Origin of the sequence: Priestia sp. TGN 0903, from assembly GCF_050846855.1 — a bacterium.
Classification (GTDB): domain Bacteria; phylum Bacillota; class Bacilli; order Bacillales; family Bacillaceae_H; genus Priestia; species Priestia zanthoxyli.
This window is the reverse complement of record NZ_JBOZGL010000002.1, coordinates 540,195-556,545: the sequence shown is the minus strand read 5'-3', so window position 1 is coordinate 556,545 and position 16,351 is coordinate 540,195. Positions and strand designations below refer to the sequence as shown.

The following is a 16,351-nucleotide window of genomic DNA, read 5'->3' as shown; positions in this document are numbered from 1 at the left end:
CATTCTAGCGTAAGATTCATAACAAAGAGATCTTACTTTATAAGATCTCTACAAATTAGCCAGTTTTTCATCAGCTATAAACTTCATAAGTATACCTGCCCCTGAAACATTTAATAATATGCTGCTTCCTAAAATAACACCATATAATAATCCAGCTATATGTAATGTTAAAGCTAAAATCAAAAAGACTGTTCCTGAGCCGACTAAAAGTAAACCCAAGCTTCGATTATCCATCTATTTCACCACCAAAAAAATAAATATAGTTATATTTTAACATAATTATACTTATTTTACTTTTAAATGTTAAAATAGGCTTATTGATGAGCGGGGAGATTATAGGATCATGAAAAAAGTTATATCGTTTTTAATTTCTACCTTGTGCGGTAGCTTAGTTCTTTCTGGACTATCTTTTTCTAATGGTTACGAGCAAATGAGCTTAAACCATTTTCTAGACCAAATAATGTTTGGATTTATGTATATTGCACTATTTGTAATTGTATTAGGAATTCCTTCTTCTTTCATAATCGATGCTATTGTAAAGAATCAAACGAGGCATAAATATATAGTTGAGCTAGTATGGTATGTTGTGTTCGGTGTTATAACTGCATTCATTAGCTCCGTACTTATTTCACTACTTATCTCAATAGATGATCGTAAGTTTTTTATAAACTTGAGTTTAGTTAAACCATTCCTCTTTTTTTCTCTTAGTTGTTCAGTGCCGTTTGGAATCTGCTCTACCTTGTTGAAATTTAGAGTAAAAAAGAATTTTTTTAGTAAATAAATAGTGTACATCCTTCTAGCTTCTTATAAAAATCAAAAAGTTTAGAACCACAGTGGTTCTAAATTTTTTGATTTTTATCTATATCGCCTTGCCGAAAAGAATTGGACAATCGGAAAAATAATTAAAGAAAGACATATCGCTGCAAATAAAGATATGTTGCCAAAATCATTTCTTCTGACGAAAATAATTCGATCTAGTACCCAAAGAACAAAAAGAGCTATTGTTAGGATATGATAGCTTGTCTTTGCACTGATAGCAGCAATTTTCTTTCCCATTTCATCTTTTTGTACTTTTTTATCAGATCCCCATGTACTAAATTGCAACCAGGCAATTAATAAAAGGACAATTCCTAGAATACTATTTAGATTTAATTTCTTGTCATTTATAAAATCCGTTATGTATAAAGTAAGCAGCCCTAAAGTAATAATACCTAATATAATACCTCCAACTACATTGTTTCTTCTCTCCTTATTCACCATAAATCCCTCCTGCTTCTATACAAAAATAATTCGTCATCACTTACATTAAAATTCTGTACTACTAGAAACGCTAGAACTAACTTGAATCATACTTAATAATTTCAACAGTATTAATCATTTGCCTGGAAACTTAGCACGCATTCACTAGCCCCTCCGAGGATAATTTCTTTGGTTTCCTAAGGTTCTTTCATTCGGTGGTGCATTTATATCCCTCTACACCAACATGTAAAACATCTTTTACATATATAGTTTATGGTAAAAATTTCATAATGTCAAACACCTTTTACAAAATTATTGAATTACTTTATGGTATTAGTAACTCCAAAGACAGTACCTTTAGAAAACATCGTCTAGTTTACCTATTACAGTAAACACTACAATCCTTACTTTTATCTTGGAATACCGGCTCGTTTTATCAGCACAAAAAAAGCACCTAATTACTACAGGTGCTCCTTTTCTAGATGTGAATACAAATAAACCAATCTACTACTATTTTACGTGATAATAACCTCTGCAAAAAAACGAGTTCTTCGGTTTAATAGCAATTAAAAATGAGTTATAGATATCTGAGCCAGAAATGAATGTATTTATCCAACATACAAATAATAGGATGGATCTAATGTTTCCTGATACATAGAACGACGTAATAGCAGGAACTATCGATAATACAAGAAAAGGCAAGCTCATAAAGATCCAATATCTCGTTTTAGATAGAGTTGCATTTGTATTGAGCCAGAAAAATATTCCGCTAAATGTCAAGCTCACATCACCTTTTTTATATACGACTAAAACGTGCAGACATTCATGAATAGCAAAGACAATCATACCCATTATAATAAGATAAAAGAGATTGATGTGAGTAAAGCCTGCTCCAAAGAAATAAGGTATTGATAGAATAATAATCTGAAGCAAATATACAAACTTCATATAGTGTTTTCGATACCACGTATTCTGGATAAAAGGTGTCCATTCAGAAAAGTCCATGCTTATTTGTGGCAAGTGACGAAACCAACTGATGATAAGCGTTCCCTCCCTTGTCCAAACTTCCACTAATTATGCGTTTGTTTTAACGTAAAATCTCCTAATATATATTACGCTTTATTATTTAAATATTGAGTAAGTAAATACACTGCAGCATTTGTGAGTTGATCAATATGTCCCTCCCCCCTAATATAAAGAATATATTGATTATATTTCCATTTTATCATAGGTTAGTGGATGAACACGATATACGAACTTGATCAACATAATGTACTAACTTAAAACATAAGGAAGAGACGCCACTTGCTTTAAATGGCGTGTCTTCTTTTAAAATATTTGAGTAAAAGCTACAATTAAAATCGTAATCCCGCTTATCAACGTTCCGCATTGACCTAATGTAAAGCTGCCGATTTGAACATTTGCTGCTTTTTGCCCCACCATTACTCCTAGCCATACCGTTATAAAACTACCAAATGCTGATGTAAGCGAAATAGCTAAAGGTGATAAACCAAGTAAACCCGCTCCTAGACCGTTTGTAAGTGCATTGGCTGAAAGTGCAACACCTAGCACACTGCTTTCAACCCAGCCAATATATCGTACGTTTTCTTGACCACTACTATCTAGTTCATCAATTCCATTATTTTTTTGGGAACCAGCTAATAAAATAATTCGAATTCCAATTAGCGTTAATAATACGACGGCTACAATAACATGGAACACTCCCGGTAAGATTGTTGAAATCCACCTGCCAAACATAATTCCCACCATGCTAAAGAGGAAACAAATAGCTGCTATTAGTAAATTTGAAAGCCATTTGATCCTGATTTTTCGTACTCCATAAGATATTCCTACACCAAAGTTATCTATACTTGATGATAGGGCAAAACCTAAAATGAATAACCATTCCATTTTGTATTCTCCTTTTGATGATAATATTGAGGAAATTTGCTTACTTGTTGCATATATTGTTGATAAACCTTCAATAAAATGATTACTGCGCGTTGAAAAATATAAAGAGGTGAATCGCAATGTCTAACATCCAAAATGAACAAAGCCTTGGTCTGTTATTACGGTCTTTATTAAAGGAAAATGCTTTATCTATGCGGAAACTAAGCTCACTTACGGGGATTGATACGGCAACTATTTCACGGATTATAAATGGAAAGCAGCAAGCAAATCTACATCATTTAAAGCAATTTGCACACTATTTAAATACGCCTCTTGAAGCATTGATTGATCCTGCTGAAGCTGCTTCAAACCATACAGAAAATGAACTAGAAACAGGCATTCATTACTCCATCGATAAAATTCAAGAAATACTTAAATCTTTTAATATAGCAGATACCAACTTTACGATTGAACGTGTAAAACAAGAACTAACAAAATATAAGCAATATGCACAGACAGACGAAGGACACAGCATGATCATAAATAACTTTCAATCCAAAATAGAGCAAGTAGGAAGCGTTGGTACTTTCATCGACCAATTAAAGCAAATGTATCTTGAATATTGTAGCGAAGAAACCTCAGCCGCCAAGCGCTCTATATTGGGAAGTGCGCTATTGTATTTTATTTTGCCTACCGATATTATTCCAGACTACGTCTTTCCAATCGGTTATTTAGACGATGCAATAGCTGTACAACTAGTGATGAATCAACTTACGGAATAAAAACTGAGTTTTATTAAGGGAACTGAACGCGGCATTCCGCTATTTATTGTGAAAATGGAACTTTTTCTGAACCATGACGATGAGCAGGTAAATACTCTATTGCCTTCTTTAATTTAGATAATTCCTTTGGCACAATCTTTTTAATAATTTTTTCTTTTTTACATGGCTCGCATGACTCATGGTTGCATCTATGTGCACACATACCTAAAGGGATTTTCTCTCCTACAAATGGATCTATATAGACTCCATTTTCAAATAACTTACTCTTAATAAGATGTTCATTTTGCAATCTGCAGCAATTAACACAATAGTACATTTGTTTTCACTCTCTTTCTTATACTTGATTTTGAAACATCTTATGAGAACTCATCAACAGAAGTGCTTGTTCCTACATGAAAAGTTGAAAAAATCTCAACAGGCGTTGATGAATACTCAACACACGTTACTTACAAACATATAGTTTAATCATGACATCACTACGAGTGTCATAATTTGAGGAGAGATAATGATGAAAGCAAGAGGAATTGCTAACGCTTTAATCGGTATTTGGTTTGTTATGGCCCCGTGGATGCTTGGGTTTTCATACGATGCAGGGGCTACGTCAGCAAGTATTGTATTTGGAACCCTTCAAGTGATTATGTCTTTTTGGGGAGTTACTAAACCCGGATGGAATTCATGGCAACATTGGATTTCGCTCATTACCGGATTATGGTTTATTCTTTTTCCCTTTATTTATTCATTAACAGACGGTGTGTTTTGGTCTAGCGTCATACTTGGGTTAATGACCGTATTACTTAGTTTATGGAGCTTGAACTCTAAAGCAAGATTAAAATTAAAAGCTGTAAGTTAAAAAGCGAATAATATTCCAGTGTTTGCTTAAACTACTCAAGATACCGCAACGTATCGACTATGTGAGAAATAATTCTCCTAGCAGAAAAGCTCCCTACGGAAATAGGGAGCTTTTTCTGCTTTTTATGTAAGGACGGTACATATTTATTTAGTCAACGTAATGTAGTTGATAGAAAGCTATAAAGTAGCAAAGGTAGATCACATTTGCGATCTACCTTTGCTCTCCATTACGGAGTCATCATTACTTTTTTAACACGGGTATCCATATTTCACTTTTAAAGGTTGGCGACGTTACATTTTTATGTTCATTCCATAAGATTTCCGGTCCTTCTACTTGTTCATAAGTTGAGGCCGGAAACCATTCTGAATAAATTCGTCCCCATACATCTTGTAATGTGTCAGGAAATGGTCCGACTGCTTCGAATACAGCCCATGTTCCAGCTGGCACTTCAAGTTGTACTAAATGATCGGGACAATCCTTAGTTGTGGCTACACCGATATAATGGTCCAGCTGCCCTTTTTCCTCCATTCTCCCTTCAGAAAAGTTCACAGATGCACTAAGCAAACCTAATGGTGTAACATTAGAAAGTTCTTTTAATTCACGTATTGTTTCATCGTTCAAGCTTTCCCACATAGCAGCAATCTTTGGATTGACTCCATGAAAGATTATTGGAACTCTTTCTTTAATACCGACTATATGAAAGGCCTCTTTTTCCTCAATGCGATAATTCATCTCATTTCCCCCTTTAATTGATAACTGAAAGGTCATTTTTGGAAATGCTTTAAGTGAACTGCCGCTCTTTTTAGCTTCGGAAGGAGTTATACCATGCAAATTTTGAAAAGCTCTTGTAAACGAATCCGGTGAGCTGTAATTGTACTTGATCGCAACATCAATGACTTTGATGTTACTATCTTTAAGTTCAAATGCTGCAAGTGTAAGTCGTCTTCGGCGAATATATTCTGATAAAGTAATACCTGCAAGAAAAGAAAACATTCTTTTAAAGTGATACTCAGAGCAAAGAGCCAGTCTTGCTACTTCTCTAAAATCGATATCATTGGTTAAATTCTCCTCAATATAGTCTAAAGCTCTATTCATATTTCTAAGCAAATCCATTTATATGACCTCCCTTATTATCAGAATAGCAGGATTTGAATAGAGCTATCCGACATTTCATGCACAGTTATGCAGGCTTTTTTCTTCTGTTCATAAGTTTTCACAAACTTAAACAAGCTATTCAAGATGCAATTTTAGTTAACATAATAACTTTCGAAAACAACAAATAAAGAGCCTTAAAGTATAAGGCTCTTTATTTGTTCTCTATTCACCTGTGTTTTTATGAGCAAATCCCAACCAAAATAGCAATTACACTGCATCTGTCATTACATATAAATGGGATGGCGCAATTTTATTTTCTAAAATTACGTATGGATGGCATTTCATTAAAGCGAGCTTAAGAACTTCTGGTACTCTCTCTTCATCATAAGCGCATACTAAATACAATCCGCCTTTATTTACTAATTTATCGGCTTCATTTTCAAACTCTTCTAGAATAGGTATAATTCCTTCTTGCTGTCCCCATTCTACATGAGCCCATATTTGAAAAGATGTATTGTTTTTATAGAAAGGATCTAAGTGTCTAGAAAGGTGTTCAAAGATTATGGCAGGCTGAAAACTTCCACTTGAACAGTAATAATCAAAATTATTAATAGTATGTATATAGGTTAATTGATCTTTAGTTAGAATTCCCTCTAATTTTTCAAAAATTAATGGAATTAATCTTTCACTTTCTATAACTAAAGTATGTCTCTTCTGTTCAATACCCGAAACAATATAAGACACAAGATTGTCTAAGTAACTTTTCATATCGTCAATGTTGTAGTAAATATGAACGCTTTCATTATTCTGTATTAATTGAGCAAACTGATTTTTCAAATATGTACGCTCCCTTATATAAAATCAACCTAAATTTTAAGCCTCTTAAAATAGTAATTTGTTTATCTGTTAGAAAGATTCTACGCTTTGCGTTCCTGCATGTCAAAATTGGATGTTCTTCCCTTTGTTTTGGGGTGGACAGCTGTTTTTAGAACAGTGTATCTATATTGATTGCAAACGTTTGCGACAATTATTCTAGCAGCTTGACTAAAGGATACTATACCCTTTTCAAATACGATTAAAACCTAACAAGAAGTAATTATGGAATTAAACTTAAAAGAGAAGCTCCAACGTTTCTTCTATATTCACTTATGTCCTCTCAAAACCTTCAATTAAAAGAGTTAGAAAAAGACGGGATTGTTCACCGTGAAATCTATAAAGAAATCCCCCCAAAAGTAGAGTACTCCCTAACCGAATTCGGAAGATCTCTCGAACCAATCATTTTACTTATGAAAGACTGGGGAGAAACGCATAAGAACAGAATTATTAATGCGAGAGCAATGGAAAAAGAAGAAATTTAAATATAAATTATATTTATTAATAGATTCGTGTACTTTAGATGTAGCCTATACACGAGTAGTTACTGTAATGTAATAAGCTAAAAAAGTGCTTGGATAATGTTTATCCAAGCACTTTTGAAATTAATTATGTATGACTTTTCTTTTTAATTTGTACACCTGTATAAATAGAATTACCTGTTAATATTGCGGTTCCTAGAAGCCATCCCACCGTAGGAGAGTACTCAAATACATTTTTCAAAGCCATCCCTAAAGAAATAGCTGCCATTCCTAACATTAATAAAAGGACAGTAATGCCTTGCTGTCTTTGCATATATACCACCTCAGATGCTTTTTCTTCTAATCATTGTTTCCTCGGCTGCTCTTTTTTCCCTACAATCCAAGCTAAAGATAAAATTGAAACAGTTACAACTACTGCCGTCAACATCCCTATATCCACCTCTTCTTCCTTATAATTACATTGTAACATACCTTTAGAACAGTATTTAAACATACCTATCATAATTAGACTTAGTTAACTTAAAATATGTTGTTGGTACAAAGAAAAAAACCATATTTCTAGGGCTTTTCATTTTAATACATATAGAGCGTAACTCTCTTCATTAGAAAATCCAAGTTTACTAGCTAATACTTTTGACGCTTCATTATTATTATCGCAATCCCAAGCAGGCATAACGTTCTTTTCTAAACACTTTTTTATAAACTCTTGACCTACTATCTTTCCCAGTCCCCGTCCTCTATAGCTAGGATTAGTCACAATATCGATTTCAGCTATTGTTCCACTATGAAAGATCGACACACATTCAGCGACAATATTTTCTTTATGGATAACACAAACGCCTAATCCGCTTTTCAGAAAATGACTTTCTGATCCCCAGTAATCCACTATATATGATTCATTAAAATTCTTACTTTTTCTTAAAGCGTCGGAGTTAAAATCTTTTAACTCATAAAGATCGGGAAGATTATACTTAGAAGGAACTTTTGAAGCAACAAATCTATACTTAGAACGCATCATTTTCTTTACGTACGGTTCGAAAGTCTCGTCAAAAAAAGCCTCCCAGTCGGTCGATGGAGTAAAAACAGTAAAACGTTTTTCCTTACCATAAACATTCTCAACAAAGTAACGATAGAGAGATTTATTAAACACCCCATCATTTCCTTTACCAAATACATAATAGTCACCTGCAGGTATTCTAAGAAATCCTGACGTTGGCCTCATACGATCATTTACATACACAGATCCTTCAATAACATGATTAACGACAGAAAAAGCAAATGTAGGAGTCTTAAATGACGCTTTTAAAATGTTATGTATCTTATCATAATCTTTTGGTTCTAAATAATACATTTTATCTACTCCTCCTTAACAAAGTATATGTTTATATATGTGTTAATTAATACCACACAAGACTATTTTACTGTAAACTGAATACTACAGATTTAACAATATCTAATTTATAAAAATATCGTACATCAACATGTTAGCAGGAGGAACTTATGATATCGCTTCATAGAATTTTAAAATTGCGTGATTTAGAGATTTTCCATGTAACAAGAAATGGAAGAATCATATCATATGTAGTCATTGAAGACACTCGAAGTCCATTTACAGAAGAAGATAAAAAACTAGATCCATTATGTTACATGGATGAAGAAGATATTAACGCAATTTTAAACGTCTTTAAGATTTCAATCATTAATGATGAAAAATTAAATGCAGAAGATTCAGACCTTATAACATCGTTCTTTTCAGACTTTGTTAACAATACAAATTTAACAAACTTTATTATAAAAGAATACATTCAAGAAGATTTGTATAATCATGAAGTTAATCTAAAATTCTTCAATAAAATATTAAAAAACATAGGCTCAAATTATAGTATTGAGGAATTTGATGAAATCAACTGGATTTATTTATCTCAGGATTAAGACCGTGTACACAAACCACCCTCTTAGGCACATAGAAAAAAAGAGAACCCCTAGGGAAGTAAGGGTTCTGAAAGAGTCACTTTTATAGAATATGCCGCTTTTTATACACCCTTCATTTAGTTGGCTTTTGATTAGGAGGACCAACATAATCGATGAATTAAAAGTGCACCTTTTATTCATATGTTAGAACACATCCAAAGTAGTATTTATATTCAAAAACATGTTAAAATCCAGTAGTCATTTATACTCGAATACGTATAAATGAACCCTTACAAAAAAGCAGCCTCGCTTGCCAATGCCGAGGCTGCTTTTTCTTATTTTTCAAGGACTTTTGTCTTAAAAATGGACGTATACCCTGCGAACAAATACTTAGAAATCACATATGATAATATATCTTCTACGTGAAGGAGGTATGCTATTATAGAAAACTTGGTTAGTTATATTAAAGATTTAGGCTTTCCAGTTGCGCTATCTTTTTATTTACTTGTTCGCATTGAAAGCAAATTAGATCGAATTACAGAGCTGATTCAAATTCTTATTGAAAAAAAGGACAAGCAATAAGCAGACTTCTGTTTTTATACCCAAAGCGAGCTCGTACCTTCGTCTTCAAGATGCAGCACGTCCACTTCTATTCCTTTATCATATCCATGCTCTCCGCCTGGAAGAACAATCAGTGCGTTTGCTGCAGCTAATGACGAAATAGCGCCTGACTTGTCCATGCCAACAGGCGTTACTAAGAGCCTTCCGCCTTCGTCTGTCATTTCTCCCCGTACCATTCTTGTGAATGCATTAGGCTCTTTAAAACGGCCGTTTAACACCGCTTTTGTTTTATGTAAATGAGGCGCCGGTGAATGTAAAAAGCTGCGAACAATCGGACGTACAAACAGTTCAAACCCGACATAGCAAGCAGATGGGTTTCCTGATAATCCAAACAGCAGCTGTCCGTTTCGTTCTGCGACTGTTGTGACGCTTCCCGGTCGCATCGCAATTTTGTTAAACAGCACATTGGCGCCAAGCTTTTCATAAATAGCCGGTAAATAATCATAGTCGCCAACGGATACTCCGCCGGTTGTCAGTAAAATATCCACTTCTTCAAGCGCTTTTTCTACCGCTTCATAGCAGCGGTCAAAATCATCTTCAAGCTTCCCTAAATATTTCGGAATTCCCCCGCTTCTTACGATTTGTGCAAGTGCCATATAAGAGTTGCTGTTGCGGATTTTCCCTGGTTCTAGCGGCTCGTTCACATCAAGCAGTTCGCTTCCTGTTGTTAACACGCCAACAATCGGCTGCTTCACCACGGCTACATCCGCATAGCCAAACGTAGCTAAAAAAGCGGTGACGCCCGGATTGATGCGCGTTCCTTTTGAAACGAGCACGTCTCCTTTTTTTGTTTCTTCTCCTTTTAACGCAATGTGTTCCCACTTTGAAGCCCGCCTGCTTAACGCCATATACGTTTTGCCTTCTTTTTCATACGACTTCGTTACTTCAAGCATCACAACCGCATCACATGAATGAGGCACTTGTGCTCCTGTCATAATACGCACTGCTTGAAACGGCTTTACTTCTTCTTCAAAAACAGAACCAGCGCCGATTTCACCTACAACTTCGAACTCTACAGAATGTTCATTTGATACTTCTACGCAGTCTTGTGCTCGAACCGCAAAGCCGTCATAAAGCGATTTATTAAAATGAGGCACGTTTTGGTCGGCAATAATATCTTCTCCTAAATAGCGCCCGTAGCTTTCGGTGATCGATACGCGTTCGATGCTGCCTTTTCTTTTATATGTCATAACTTTTTCAATTGCTTCAGGAATTGAAATAGGTGTTCTGCTTTCTAACATACATTCTTCACTTCCTTTATGTCTGTTCACTTTTTACGCTATGGTGTAAAATCATAGCATATCTCACTATTTCTATCATACAACAAAATTTACTGAAAAAGGATGAAAACACCGATGTCTTCTTTTACACATTTTAATGACCAAGGCCGTGCCAATATGGTCGATATTAGCGAAAAATCTATCACTCGCCGCGTTGCAACAGCTCGTTCAAGCATACTCGTTAACAAAGAAATTCACGAAGCCATTGTAGAACATAAAATCGGAAAAGGCGATGTGCTTGCTGTCGCACAAGTAGCAGGGATTATGGCAGCAAAACGCACGTCTGACATTATTCCGATGTGTCACCCTCTTTTATTAAAAGGCGTAAACCTTTCATTTGACTGGGATACAAGCAATGACAAGTATCGTTTATTAATAGAAGCAACTGTTAAAACGGAAGGCTCAACGGGCGTTGAAATGGAAGCTTTAACTGCCGCTTCTGCCTGCGCTCTAACCGTTTATGATATGTGCAAAGCCATTGATAAAGGCATGATTATCGGCGAAACATATCTGCTTGAAAAATCAGGCGGCAAAAACGGTGACTACAAGCGTACGGAAGCGTAAAGGAGGTACATAATGAGCGTACATGAACATAAATCCAAAGCAACTCAGCCCGTTCGCTGCAAAGTCATTACCGTATCCGATACACGCACAAAAGAAACCGATAAAAGCGGCGCGCTGATGATCCAACTTCTGAAAGAACACGAGATGCAGGTCGCTTCCTATGAAATTGTAAAAGACGATCAAACGTCGATTCAACAAGCGATACTTGCCGGATGCAGTGCTGAGGACATTGACGTTGTTCTCACAAACGGCGGAACCGGCATTACAAAACGTGACGTCACAATTGAAGCCGTTCAAGCGCTGATTCATAAAGAAATCGTCGGGTTTGGCGAGCTGTTTCGCATGCTGAGCTACACCGAAGACATTGGCAGCGCAGCGATTATGAGCCGGGCAATTGCCGGGACGATTAACGAAAAAGCCGTTTTTTCTACACCAGGATCAAGCGGTGCTGTTCGCCTAGCTATGACCAAACTGATTTTGCCTGAACTTCGCCACGTTGTGTGGGAATTAAACCGCCAGCGCTAACAAAATGCCTATGCTTGCGCATAGGCATTTTCATTAATCATAGTCTTTATGTACCCACTCATCTTCTGGAATGCCTAAATCTTCTCCAGAAAAACGCTCTTCTTTAAACGGATCTCCTCTAAGATGAAAGCCGTTTTGCTCCCAGAAGCCCGGATGGTTTTCATCAATAGCTTCAAAGCCTCGAAGCCATTTGACACTTTTCCAAAAGTACAAATGCGGCACAACCAATCGCAGCGGATATCCATGCTTAGGTGTAAGCGGCTCTCCGTTAAAGGAATGAGCGAGAAGAATATCGTCTCTCAGTAAATCTTTTACTTCAATGTTTGACGTATAGTCATTATCTCCGTGCAGCATGATGTATTTACTTTTCAACTCCACGCCAACTGCTTTTAAAAAGTCTGTAAACAGCACGCCCGTAAATTCATTATCAAGTCTTGTCCATCTCGTTACACAATGAATATCACATTTCACCGTTGTTTGAGGCATGTTCAATATATCTTGATACGAAAGCGTCACTTCTTTGTCTACCAACCCAAACACGCGAAGCGTCCACTCCTCTAAGTTATACTCCGGCACGTCGCCTTCATGTAAAATAGGAAAGCGCTCTGTCACTACTTGCCCCGGAGGCACTCGTCCTTCATACTTTGGATCAATTTCTGGTGTTTTCATTCGTTTAATACGGTCTGCTTTGTTCATAGGTACCACCTCTTTATTTTTTTATCAGCGTGCACTTTGCTGACTTGTTTGATTCGTTTCGACACCTTTATCTCGTAAGAAAAACATCGCGGCTAATGTAAGTACGTAAGGGACCATCATCGTAAACTCAGTCGGTATTGAAAAACCTTGCAGTCGTGTGCTCATGGCATCCATTAAGCCGAAAAGGATACTTGACGCTAAAATACCGAGCGGATGAGACTGACCGAGCATCATCGCAACAAGTGCGATAAATCCACGCCCTGAAGTCATGCCTTCTGAGAACATCGTGACTTGCCCTAACGAAAGCTGTGCTCCCGCGATCCCGCACAGGATTCCGCATGCTGCAATCGCAAACAGCTGATATCTTATTGCTTTCAACCCAAGCGTACTTGCTGCTACTTTATTGTAGCCTACTGCTAGAAGACGAAAACCAAAAATCGTTCGATAAAAGAAGATATAAAAAGCAATAGCTGCTAAAAAAGCAAAATAGACAAGCGGTGACTGCCCGGAAACAATGTCGCCGATTATAGGTATGTCTTTAATTAAAGGAATATCCCATGTACCTATCCCGTGCATGTTTTTATCGTAATAGGCACCTTTTGTATGAAAAATAGTCCGGAGTAAAAATGTCGTTAAGCCCAGTGCTAAAAAATTAATAGACACCCCAACGACAATTTCATTTGCTTTAAACATCACGACCATCATTCCAAAAAGCAAAGCAAAAAGTAAGCTTGCTCCAGCCGCAATCACGATCGCAAAAAAGACATTATGAGTATAATAGTTGCCCGCAATCCCGCTAAAAGCTCCAATCAAAATTAGACCTTCTAGCCCTACATTAAATATGCCTACGCGCGCGCAAAGCATTCCGCCTAGCGCCGCTAATAAAATCGGTGCAACCATTCGCAGCGTTGCATTTAACAGTGACCAATCAAGCAGCTCCACGAATATCAGCTCCTTTCTTTTTGGCTTTCCACCACTGCTTTGTAAATTTCGCTGAGATAAATAGAATAAGAACAGCTTGCATAATACTCGCAATTTCTAACGGAATTTCTGTATTACGCTCTAGCCCCATCGCTCCTGTTTGCAAAGCGGCAAGTAAAAGAGACGTAAAAACAATGCCGATTGGATTTGAATTTGCTAACAGAGCAGCCATCACTCCAGTCCATGCATATCCAGGAACGGTGAGCGCACCGTCTACAAATCGGTACTGTGAACCAAGCACTTCAAATCCTCCTGCTAATCCAGCCAAGCTTCCGCTAATAAACATGCTAAACAGCATGACTTTTACCTGATGAATGCCTCCATACGCTCCGAACAACGGATTTTTCCCGGATGCGTTTACTTCATAGCCAAACACAGAGTAGCGAAGCACCGTCCATAGCAGCAGCGCACCCACTAGAGCAATGATAAATCCGACATGAAGAGGCATTCCTTGAAACACTTTTCCAAGCCATGCTGATTGCTCAATCATAGGCGTCTGAGCGAGAGCAGCTGAGCCTGTTTTATCTTGAAAAGGGTGACCTGCTAAATAACTTGCAAATAAAACAGCGATATAATTTAATAAAAGGGTCGAAATGACAAGCTGAATTTTAAACGCGGCTTCCATCCATCCTGCTAAAACGGAAAGCAATCCCCCTGCCACAACAGCAGCGGCAATGGCTGCTATCAGCTTGACTATCCCTGGAGCCGGCAGGTAATAAGCAACAATCGCTGCACTAATCGCTCCAACGACCATTTGTCCTTCTCCCCCTAAATTAAACACACCTGCTCTAAAAGCAAATCCCACACCTAACGCAATTAACAGAATAGGCGTAGCGCGAGCCAGCGTAGTGGTGAAGAAATAAAAATTACCAAACGCTCCATTCCAGAGCTCTGTATATGTTTGGAAAACCGAACCACCTGTTAAGGAGATAATAATGCCTCCTATCGCTAAGCCAAAAATGACCGCAATAATCGGTTGGATTAATGATTTAAGAAGTTTCTGCAACTGTATCACCTTCTACCGTTCCTCCTGCCATTAATATGCTTAGTTTCTCTTCCGTCGCTTCTTCTCTTGTAAGCTCTCCGACAATACTGCCTTCGTACATCACTAAAATTCGATCTGATAGTGAGATAATCTCCGACAGCTCAGACGATACAAGTAAAATAGCAGAGCCATTATTCCTTTTTTGAATCAAGGCATCATGAATACGTTCCATTGCCCCAATATCCACTCCTCGCGTTGGTTCGGCAGCAAGTAGAAAAGAGGTGTTTTGGCCAAGCTCTCTTGCAACAATTAATTTTTGCAGATTTCCCCCAGACAGTTCTCCTGCTTTTTGCTTAGATGAAGTGGCTTTAATCGAAAATTCATTTATCCATTCCTCCACGCTCGACTTGAATATCTTTCTTTTCAGCCAGCCCATCTTCGAGTAAGAAGCTTTATACTGATAGCCCATCAGCGCATTTTCCTCGATCGTATCGTCTTTAGAGGCTCCCCACATATAGCGGTCTTCTGGAATATGAGCAATTCCTGCCTCTCTTCTTTCACGCACAGATCGCCCTGTAAGATCTTCATCTCCAAGTTTGATACTTCCGGTGTCTGTTTCTACTAATCCAGCAATTGCTTGAAGCAGCTCTGACTGCCCATTTCCTGAAACCCCTGCAATACCGACAATTTCGCCTGCAGAAACGTGAAGAGACACATTTTGCAATACGTTTTTTTGTCCTTTTCCTTTTAAAAAGAGATTTTGTACGCTTAAATGAGAAGTGCTTTGTGATGGCACTCTTGCAGGACGCTCTTTTAATTCTCTCCCTACCATTAGTCTCGCTAAATGGTGAGCATTGGTATCTTCTTTACTTGTGACGCCGGCTACTTTACCATTTCGAAGAACTGTAATTCGGTCCGCTACTTCCATCACTTCTTGCAGCTTATGTGTAATAATAATGATGCTTTTTCCTTGAGAAGCCAAAAACCGGATTGTTTTTAATAGTTCCTTTACTTCATGAGGAGTAAGAACGGCGGTAGGCTCGTCTAAAATAATAATTTCTGCTCCTTGATACAGCACTTTTAAAATTTCAATCTTTTGCTGTTCCCCAATTGAGCAATGCTTTACTTTTTTATGAACATCCACTGAAATTTGATAAGTTTGGGTTAATTGCTGTACATCTGCTTTCGCCTGCTTTCTGTTGAAAAAGAGACCTTTCTTTGGCTCATGCCCCAAGACAATATTTTCAGCCACTGAAAAATGAGGAAAAACCATAAAATGCTGATGCACCATGCCTATTCCGTTTTTAATCGCATCCGCAGGAGATGAAAACGAAACAGGTTTCCCGTGCAGCTGAACACTTCCTGAACTCGGCTTTTCCATTCCGTAAAGCATCCTCATCAACGTTGTTTTACCAGCACCGTTTTCTCCGACCAGCGCGTGAACCTCCCCTTTTTTCAGCGTAAAAGACACGTTATCGTTTGCTAAAAATGAACCGTATTTCTTCGTCAAATTCGTTAACTGCAACAGCTCACTCATTCCATTCATTGCTCCTTTCCCTTTAGGTTTTTTTCAAAAA

At 37.3% G+C, this 16,351-nt stretch carries 20 protein-coding genes and 1 pseudogene; 7 read left to right on the top strand and 14 right to left on the bottom strand.

The annotated features are described in order from the left end of the window. Nucleotides 1-48 precede the first annotated feature (48 nt). From ACRPLY_RS09310 to ACRPLY_RS09295, 4 genes are all read right to left on the bottom strand, one after another. Nucleotides 49-234: a hypothetical protein gene (locus ACRPLY_RS09310; protein ID WP_367076895.1), complete on the bottom strand. Its 186-nt coding sequence runs from the start codon at nucleotides 232-234 to the stop codon at nucleotides 49-51. Nucleotides 235-855: 621 nt separating this feature from the next. Next, on the bottom strand, nucleotides 856-1,260 hold the full coding sequence (locus ACRPLY_RS09305; RefSeq protein ID WP_047750070.1) for a hypothetical protein: 405 nt from the start codon (nucleotides 1,258-1,260) through the stop codon (nucleotides 856-858). A gap of 489 nt (nucleotides 1,261-1,749) precedes the next feature. Next, a complete protein-coding gene (locus ACRPLY_RS09300) occupies nucleotides 1,750-2,244 on the bottom strand; it encodes a DUF3267 domain-containing protein (RefSeq protein ID WP_432231839.1) in 495 nt (164 codons plus the stop codon). A gap of 324 nt (nucleotides 2,245-2,568) precedes the next feature. Further along, nucleotides 2,569-3,150, bottom strand: coding sequence for a manganese efflux pump (locus ACRPLY_RS09295; protein ID WP_165636189.1), 582 nt, complete (start codon nucleotides 3,148-3,150; stop codon nucleotides 2,569-2,571). Between the two features lie 119 nt (nucleotides 3,151-3,269). On the opposite strand from ACRPLY_RS09295, the gene ACRPLY_RS09290 reads away from it, so the two are divergent. After that, nucleotides 3,270-3,911 (top strand): DUF1232 domain-containing protein, encoded by a 642-nt coding sequence (locus ACRPLY_RS09290; protein ID WP_028414916.1) that lies wholly within the window; start codon nucleotides 3,270-3,272, stop codon nucleotides 3,909-3,911. 43 nt (nucleotides 3,912-3,954) lie between these two features. On the opposite strand, the gene ACRPLY_RS09285 is transcribed toward ACRPLY_RS09290, so the two are convergent. After that, on the bottom strand, nucleotides 3,955-4,227 hold the full coding sequence (locus tag ACRPLY_RS09285) for a DUF3973 domain-containing protein (protein WP_049165968.1): 273 nt from the start codon (nucleotides 4,225-4,227) through the stop codon (nucleotides 3,955-3,957). Between the two features lie 189 nt (nucleotides 4,228-4,416). Here ACRPLY_RS09285 and ACRPLY_RS09280 point away from each other — a divergent pair, with 189 nt between their 5' ends. Further along, nucleotides 4,417-4,761, top strand: a complete 345-nt coding sequence (locus ACRPLY_RS09280) for an SPW repeat domain-containing protein (protein WP_335577273.1) — start codon at nucleotides 4,417-4,419, stop codon at nucleotides 4,759-4,761. Between the two features lie 240 nt (nucleotides 4,762-5,001). Here the strand turns inward: ACRPLY_RS09280 and ACRPLY_RS09275 are convergent, their stop codons facing one another. Continuing rightward, on the bottom strand, nucleotides 5,002-5,874 hold the full coding sequence (locus tag ACRPLY_RS09275) for an AraC family transcriptional regulator (protein WP_049165969.1): 873 nt from the start codon (nucleotides 5,872-5,874) through the stop codon (nucleotides 5,002-5,004). A 249-nt stretch (nucleotides 5,875-6,123) separates the two neighbouring features. After that, a complete protein-coding gene (locus ACRPLY_RS09270) occupies nucleotides 6,124-6,693 on the bottom strand; it encodes an MEDS domain-containing protein (protein ID WP_028414918.1) in 570 nt (189 codons plus the stop codon). A 326-nt stretch (nucleotides 6,694-7,019) separates the two neighbouring features. Here ACRPLY_RS09270 and ACRPLY_RS09265 point away from each other — a divergent pair. Beyond that, nucleotides 7,020-7,214: pseudogene (locus ACRPLY_RS09265) on the top strand (winged helix-turn-helix transcriptional regulator); the annotation flags it as partial. Nucleotides 7,215-7,338: 124 nt separating this feature from the next. Here ACRPLY_RS09265 and ACRPLY_RS09260 read toward each other — a convergent pair. Beyond that, nucleotides 7,339-7,524, bottom strand: coding sequence for a hypothetical protein (locus tag ACRPLY_RS09260; RefSeq protein WP_033580005.1), 186 nt, complete (start codon nucleotides 7,522-7,524; stop codon nucleotides 7,339-7,341). A gap of 255 nt (nucleotides 7,525-7,779) precedes the next feature. Continuing rightward, the gene (locus tag ACRPLY_RS09255) at nucleotides 7,780-8,562 is read right to left on the bottom strand and encodes a GNAT family N-acetyltransferase (protein ID WP_165636186.1); all 783 of its coding nucleotides are present in this window, start codon (nucleotides 8,560-8,562) and stop codon (nucleotides 7,780-7,782) included. 149 nt (nucleotides 8,563-8,711) lie between these two features. On the opposite strand from ACRPLY_RS09255, the gene ACRPLY_RS09250 reads away from it, so the two are divergent. Continuing rightward, complete coding sequence (locus tag ACRPLY_RS09250; RefSeq protein WP_165636185.1) at nucleotides 8,712-9,143, top strand: terpene synthase; 432 nt, start codon at nucleotides 8,712-8,714, stop codon at nucleotides 9,141-9,143. Nucleotides 9,144-9,572: 429 nt separating this feature from the next. Further along, on the top strand, nucleotides 9,573-9,704 hold the full coding sequence (locus ACRPLY_RS09245; protein ID WP_205689793.1) for a YvrJ family protein: 132 nt from the start codon (nucleotides 9,573-9,575) through the stop codon (nucleotides 9,702-9,704). Between the two features lie 14 nt (nucleotides 9,705-9,718). On the opposite strand, the gene ACRPLY_RS09240 is transcribed toward ACRPLY_RS09245, so the two are convergent. Next, complete coding sequence (locus tag ACRPLY_RS09240) at nucleotides 9,719-10,984, bottom strand: molybdopterin molybdotransferase MoeA (RefSeq protein ID WP_432231763.1); 1,266 nt, start codon at nucleotides 10,982-10,984, stop codon at nucleotides 9,719-9,721. A gap of 114 nt (nucleotides 10,985-11,098) precedes the next feature. Here ACRPLY_RS09240 and moaC point away from each other — a divergent pair, with 114 nt between their 5' ends. Continuing rightward, nucleotides 11,099-11,587 (top strand): cyclic pyranopterin monophosphate synthase MoaC, encoded by a 489-nt coding sequence (moaC, locus tag ACRPLY_RS09235; RefSeq protein ID WP_033580001.1) that lies wholly within the window; start codon nucleotides 11,099-11,101, stop codon nucleotides 11,585-11,587. Between the two features lie 12 nt (nucleotides 11,588-11,599). Next, a complete protein-coding gene (locus tag ACRPLY_RS09230; protein WP_047750056.1) occupies nucleotides 11,600-12,112 on the top strand; it encodes a MogA/MoaB family molybdenum cofactor biosynthesis protein in 513 nt (170 codons plus the stop codon). 33 nt (nucleotides 12,113-12,145) lie between these two features. Here ACRPLY_RS09230 and ACRPLY_RS09225 read toward each other — a convergent pair whose 3' ends face one another. The 4 genes from ACRPLY_RS09225 to ACRPLY_RS09210 are packed head-to-tail and all read right to left on the bottom strand — an operon-like array spanning nucleotide 12,146 to nucleotide 16,311. Further along, a complete protein-coding gene (locus ACRPLY_RS09225; RefSeq protein WP_028414925.1) occupies nucleotides 12,146-12,808 on the bottom strand; it encodes a sulfite oxidase-like oxidoreductase in 663 nt (220 codons plus the stop codon). A 24-nt stretch (nucleotides 12,809-12,832) separates the two neighbouring features. After that, nucleotides 12,833-13,750 (bottom strand): ABC transporter permease, encoded by a 918-nt coding sequence (locus ACRPLY_RS09220; protein WP_028414926.1) that lies wholly within the window; start codon nucleotides 13,748-13,750, stop codon nucleotides 12,833-12,835. Next, on the bottom strand, nucleotides 13,737-14,804 hold the full coding sequence (locus tag ACRPLY_RS09215) for an ABC transporter permease (RefSeq protein WP_028414927.1): 1,068 nt from the start codon (nucleotides 14,802-14,804) through the stop codon (nucleotides 13,737-13,739). Before ACRPLY_RS09215 ends, ACRPLY_RS09220 begins: the two co-directional genes overlap by 14 nt. Next, nucleotides 14,779-16,311, bottom strand: coding sequence for an ABC transporter ATP-binding protein (locus ACRPLY_RS09210; RefSeq protein WP_028414928.1), 1,533 nt, complete (start codon nucleotides 16,309-16,311; stop codon nucleotides 14,779-14,781). Before ACRPLY_RS09210 ends, ACRPLY_RS09215 begins: the two co-directional genes overlap by 26 nt. Nucleotides 16,312-16,351: the final 40 nt, after the last annotated feature.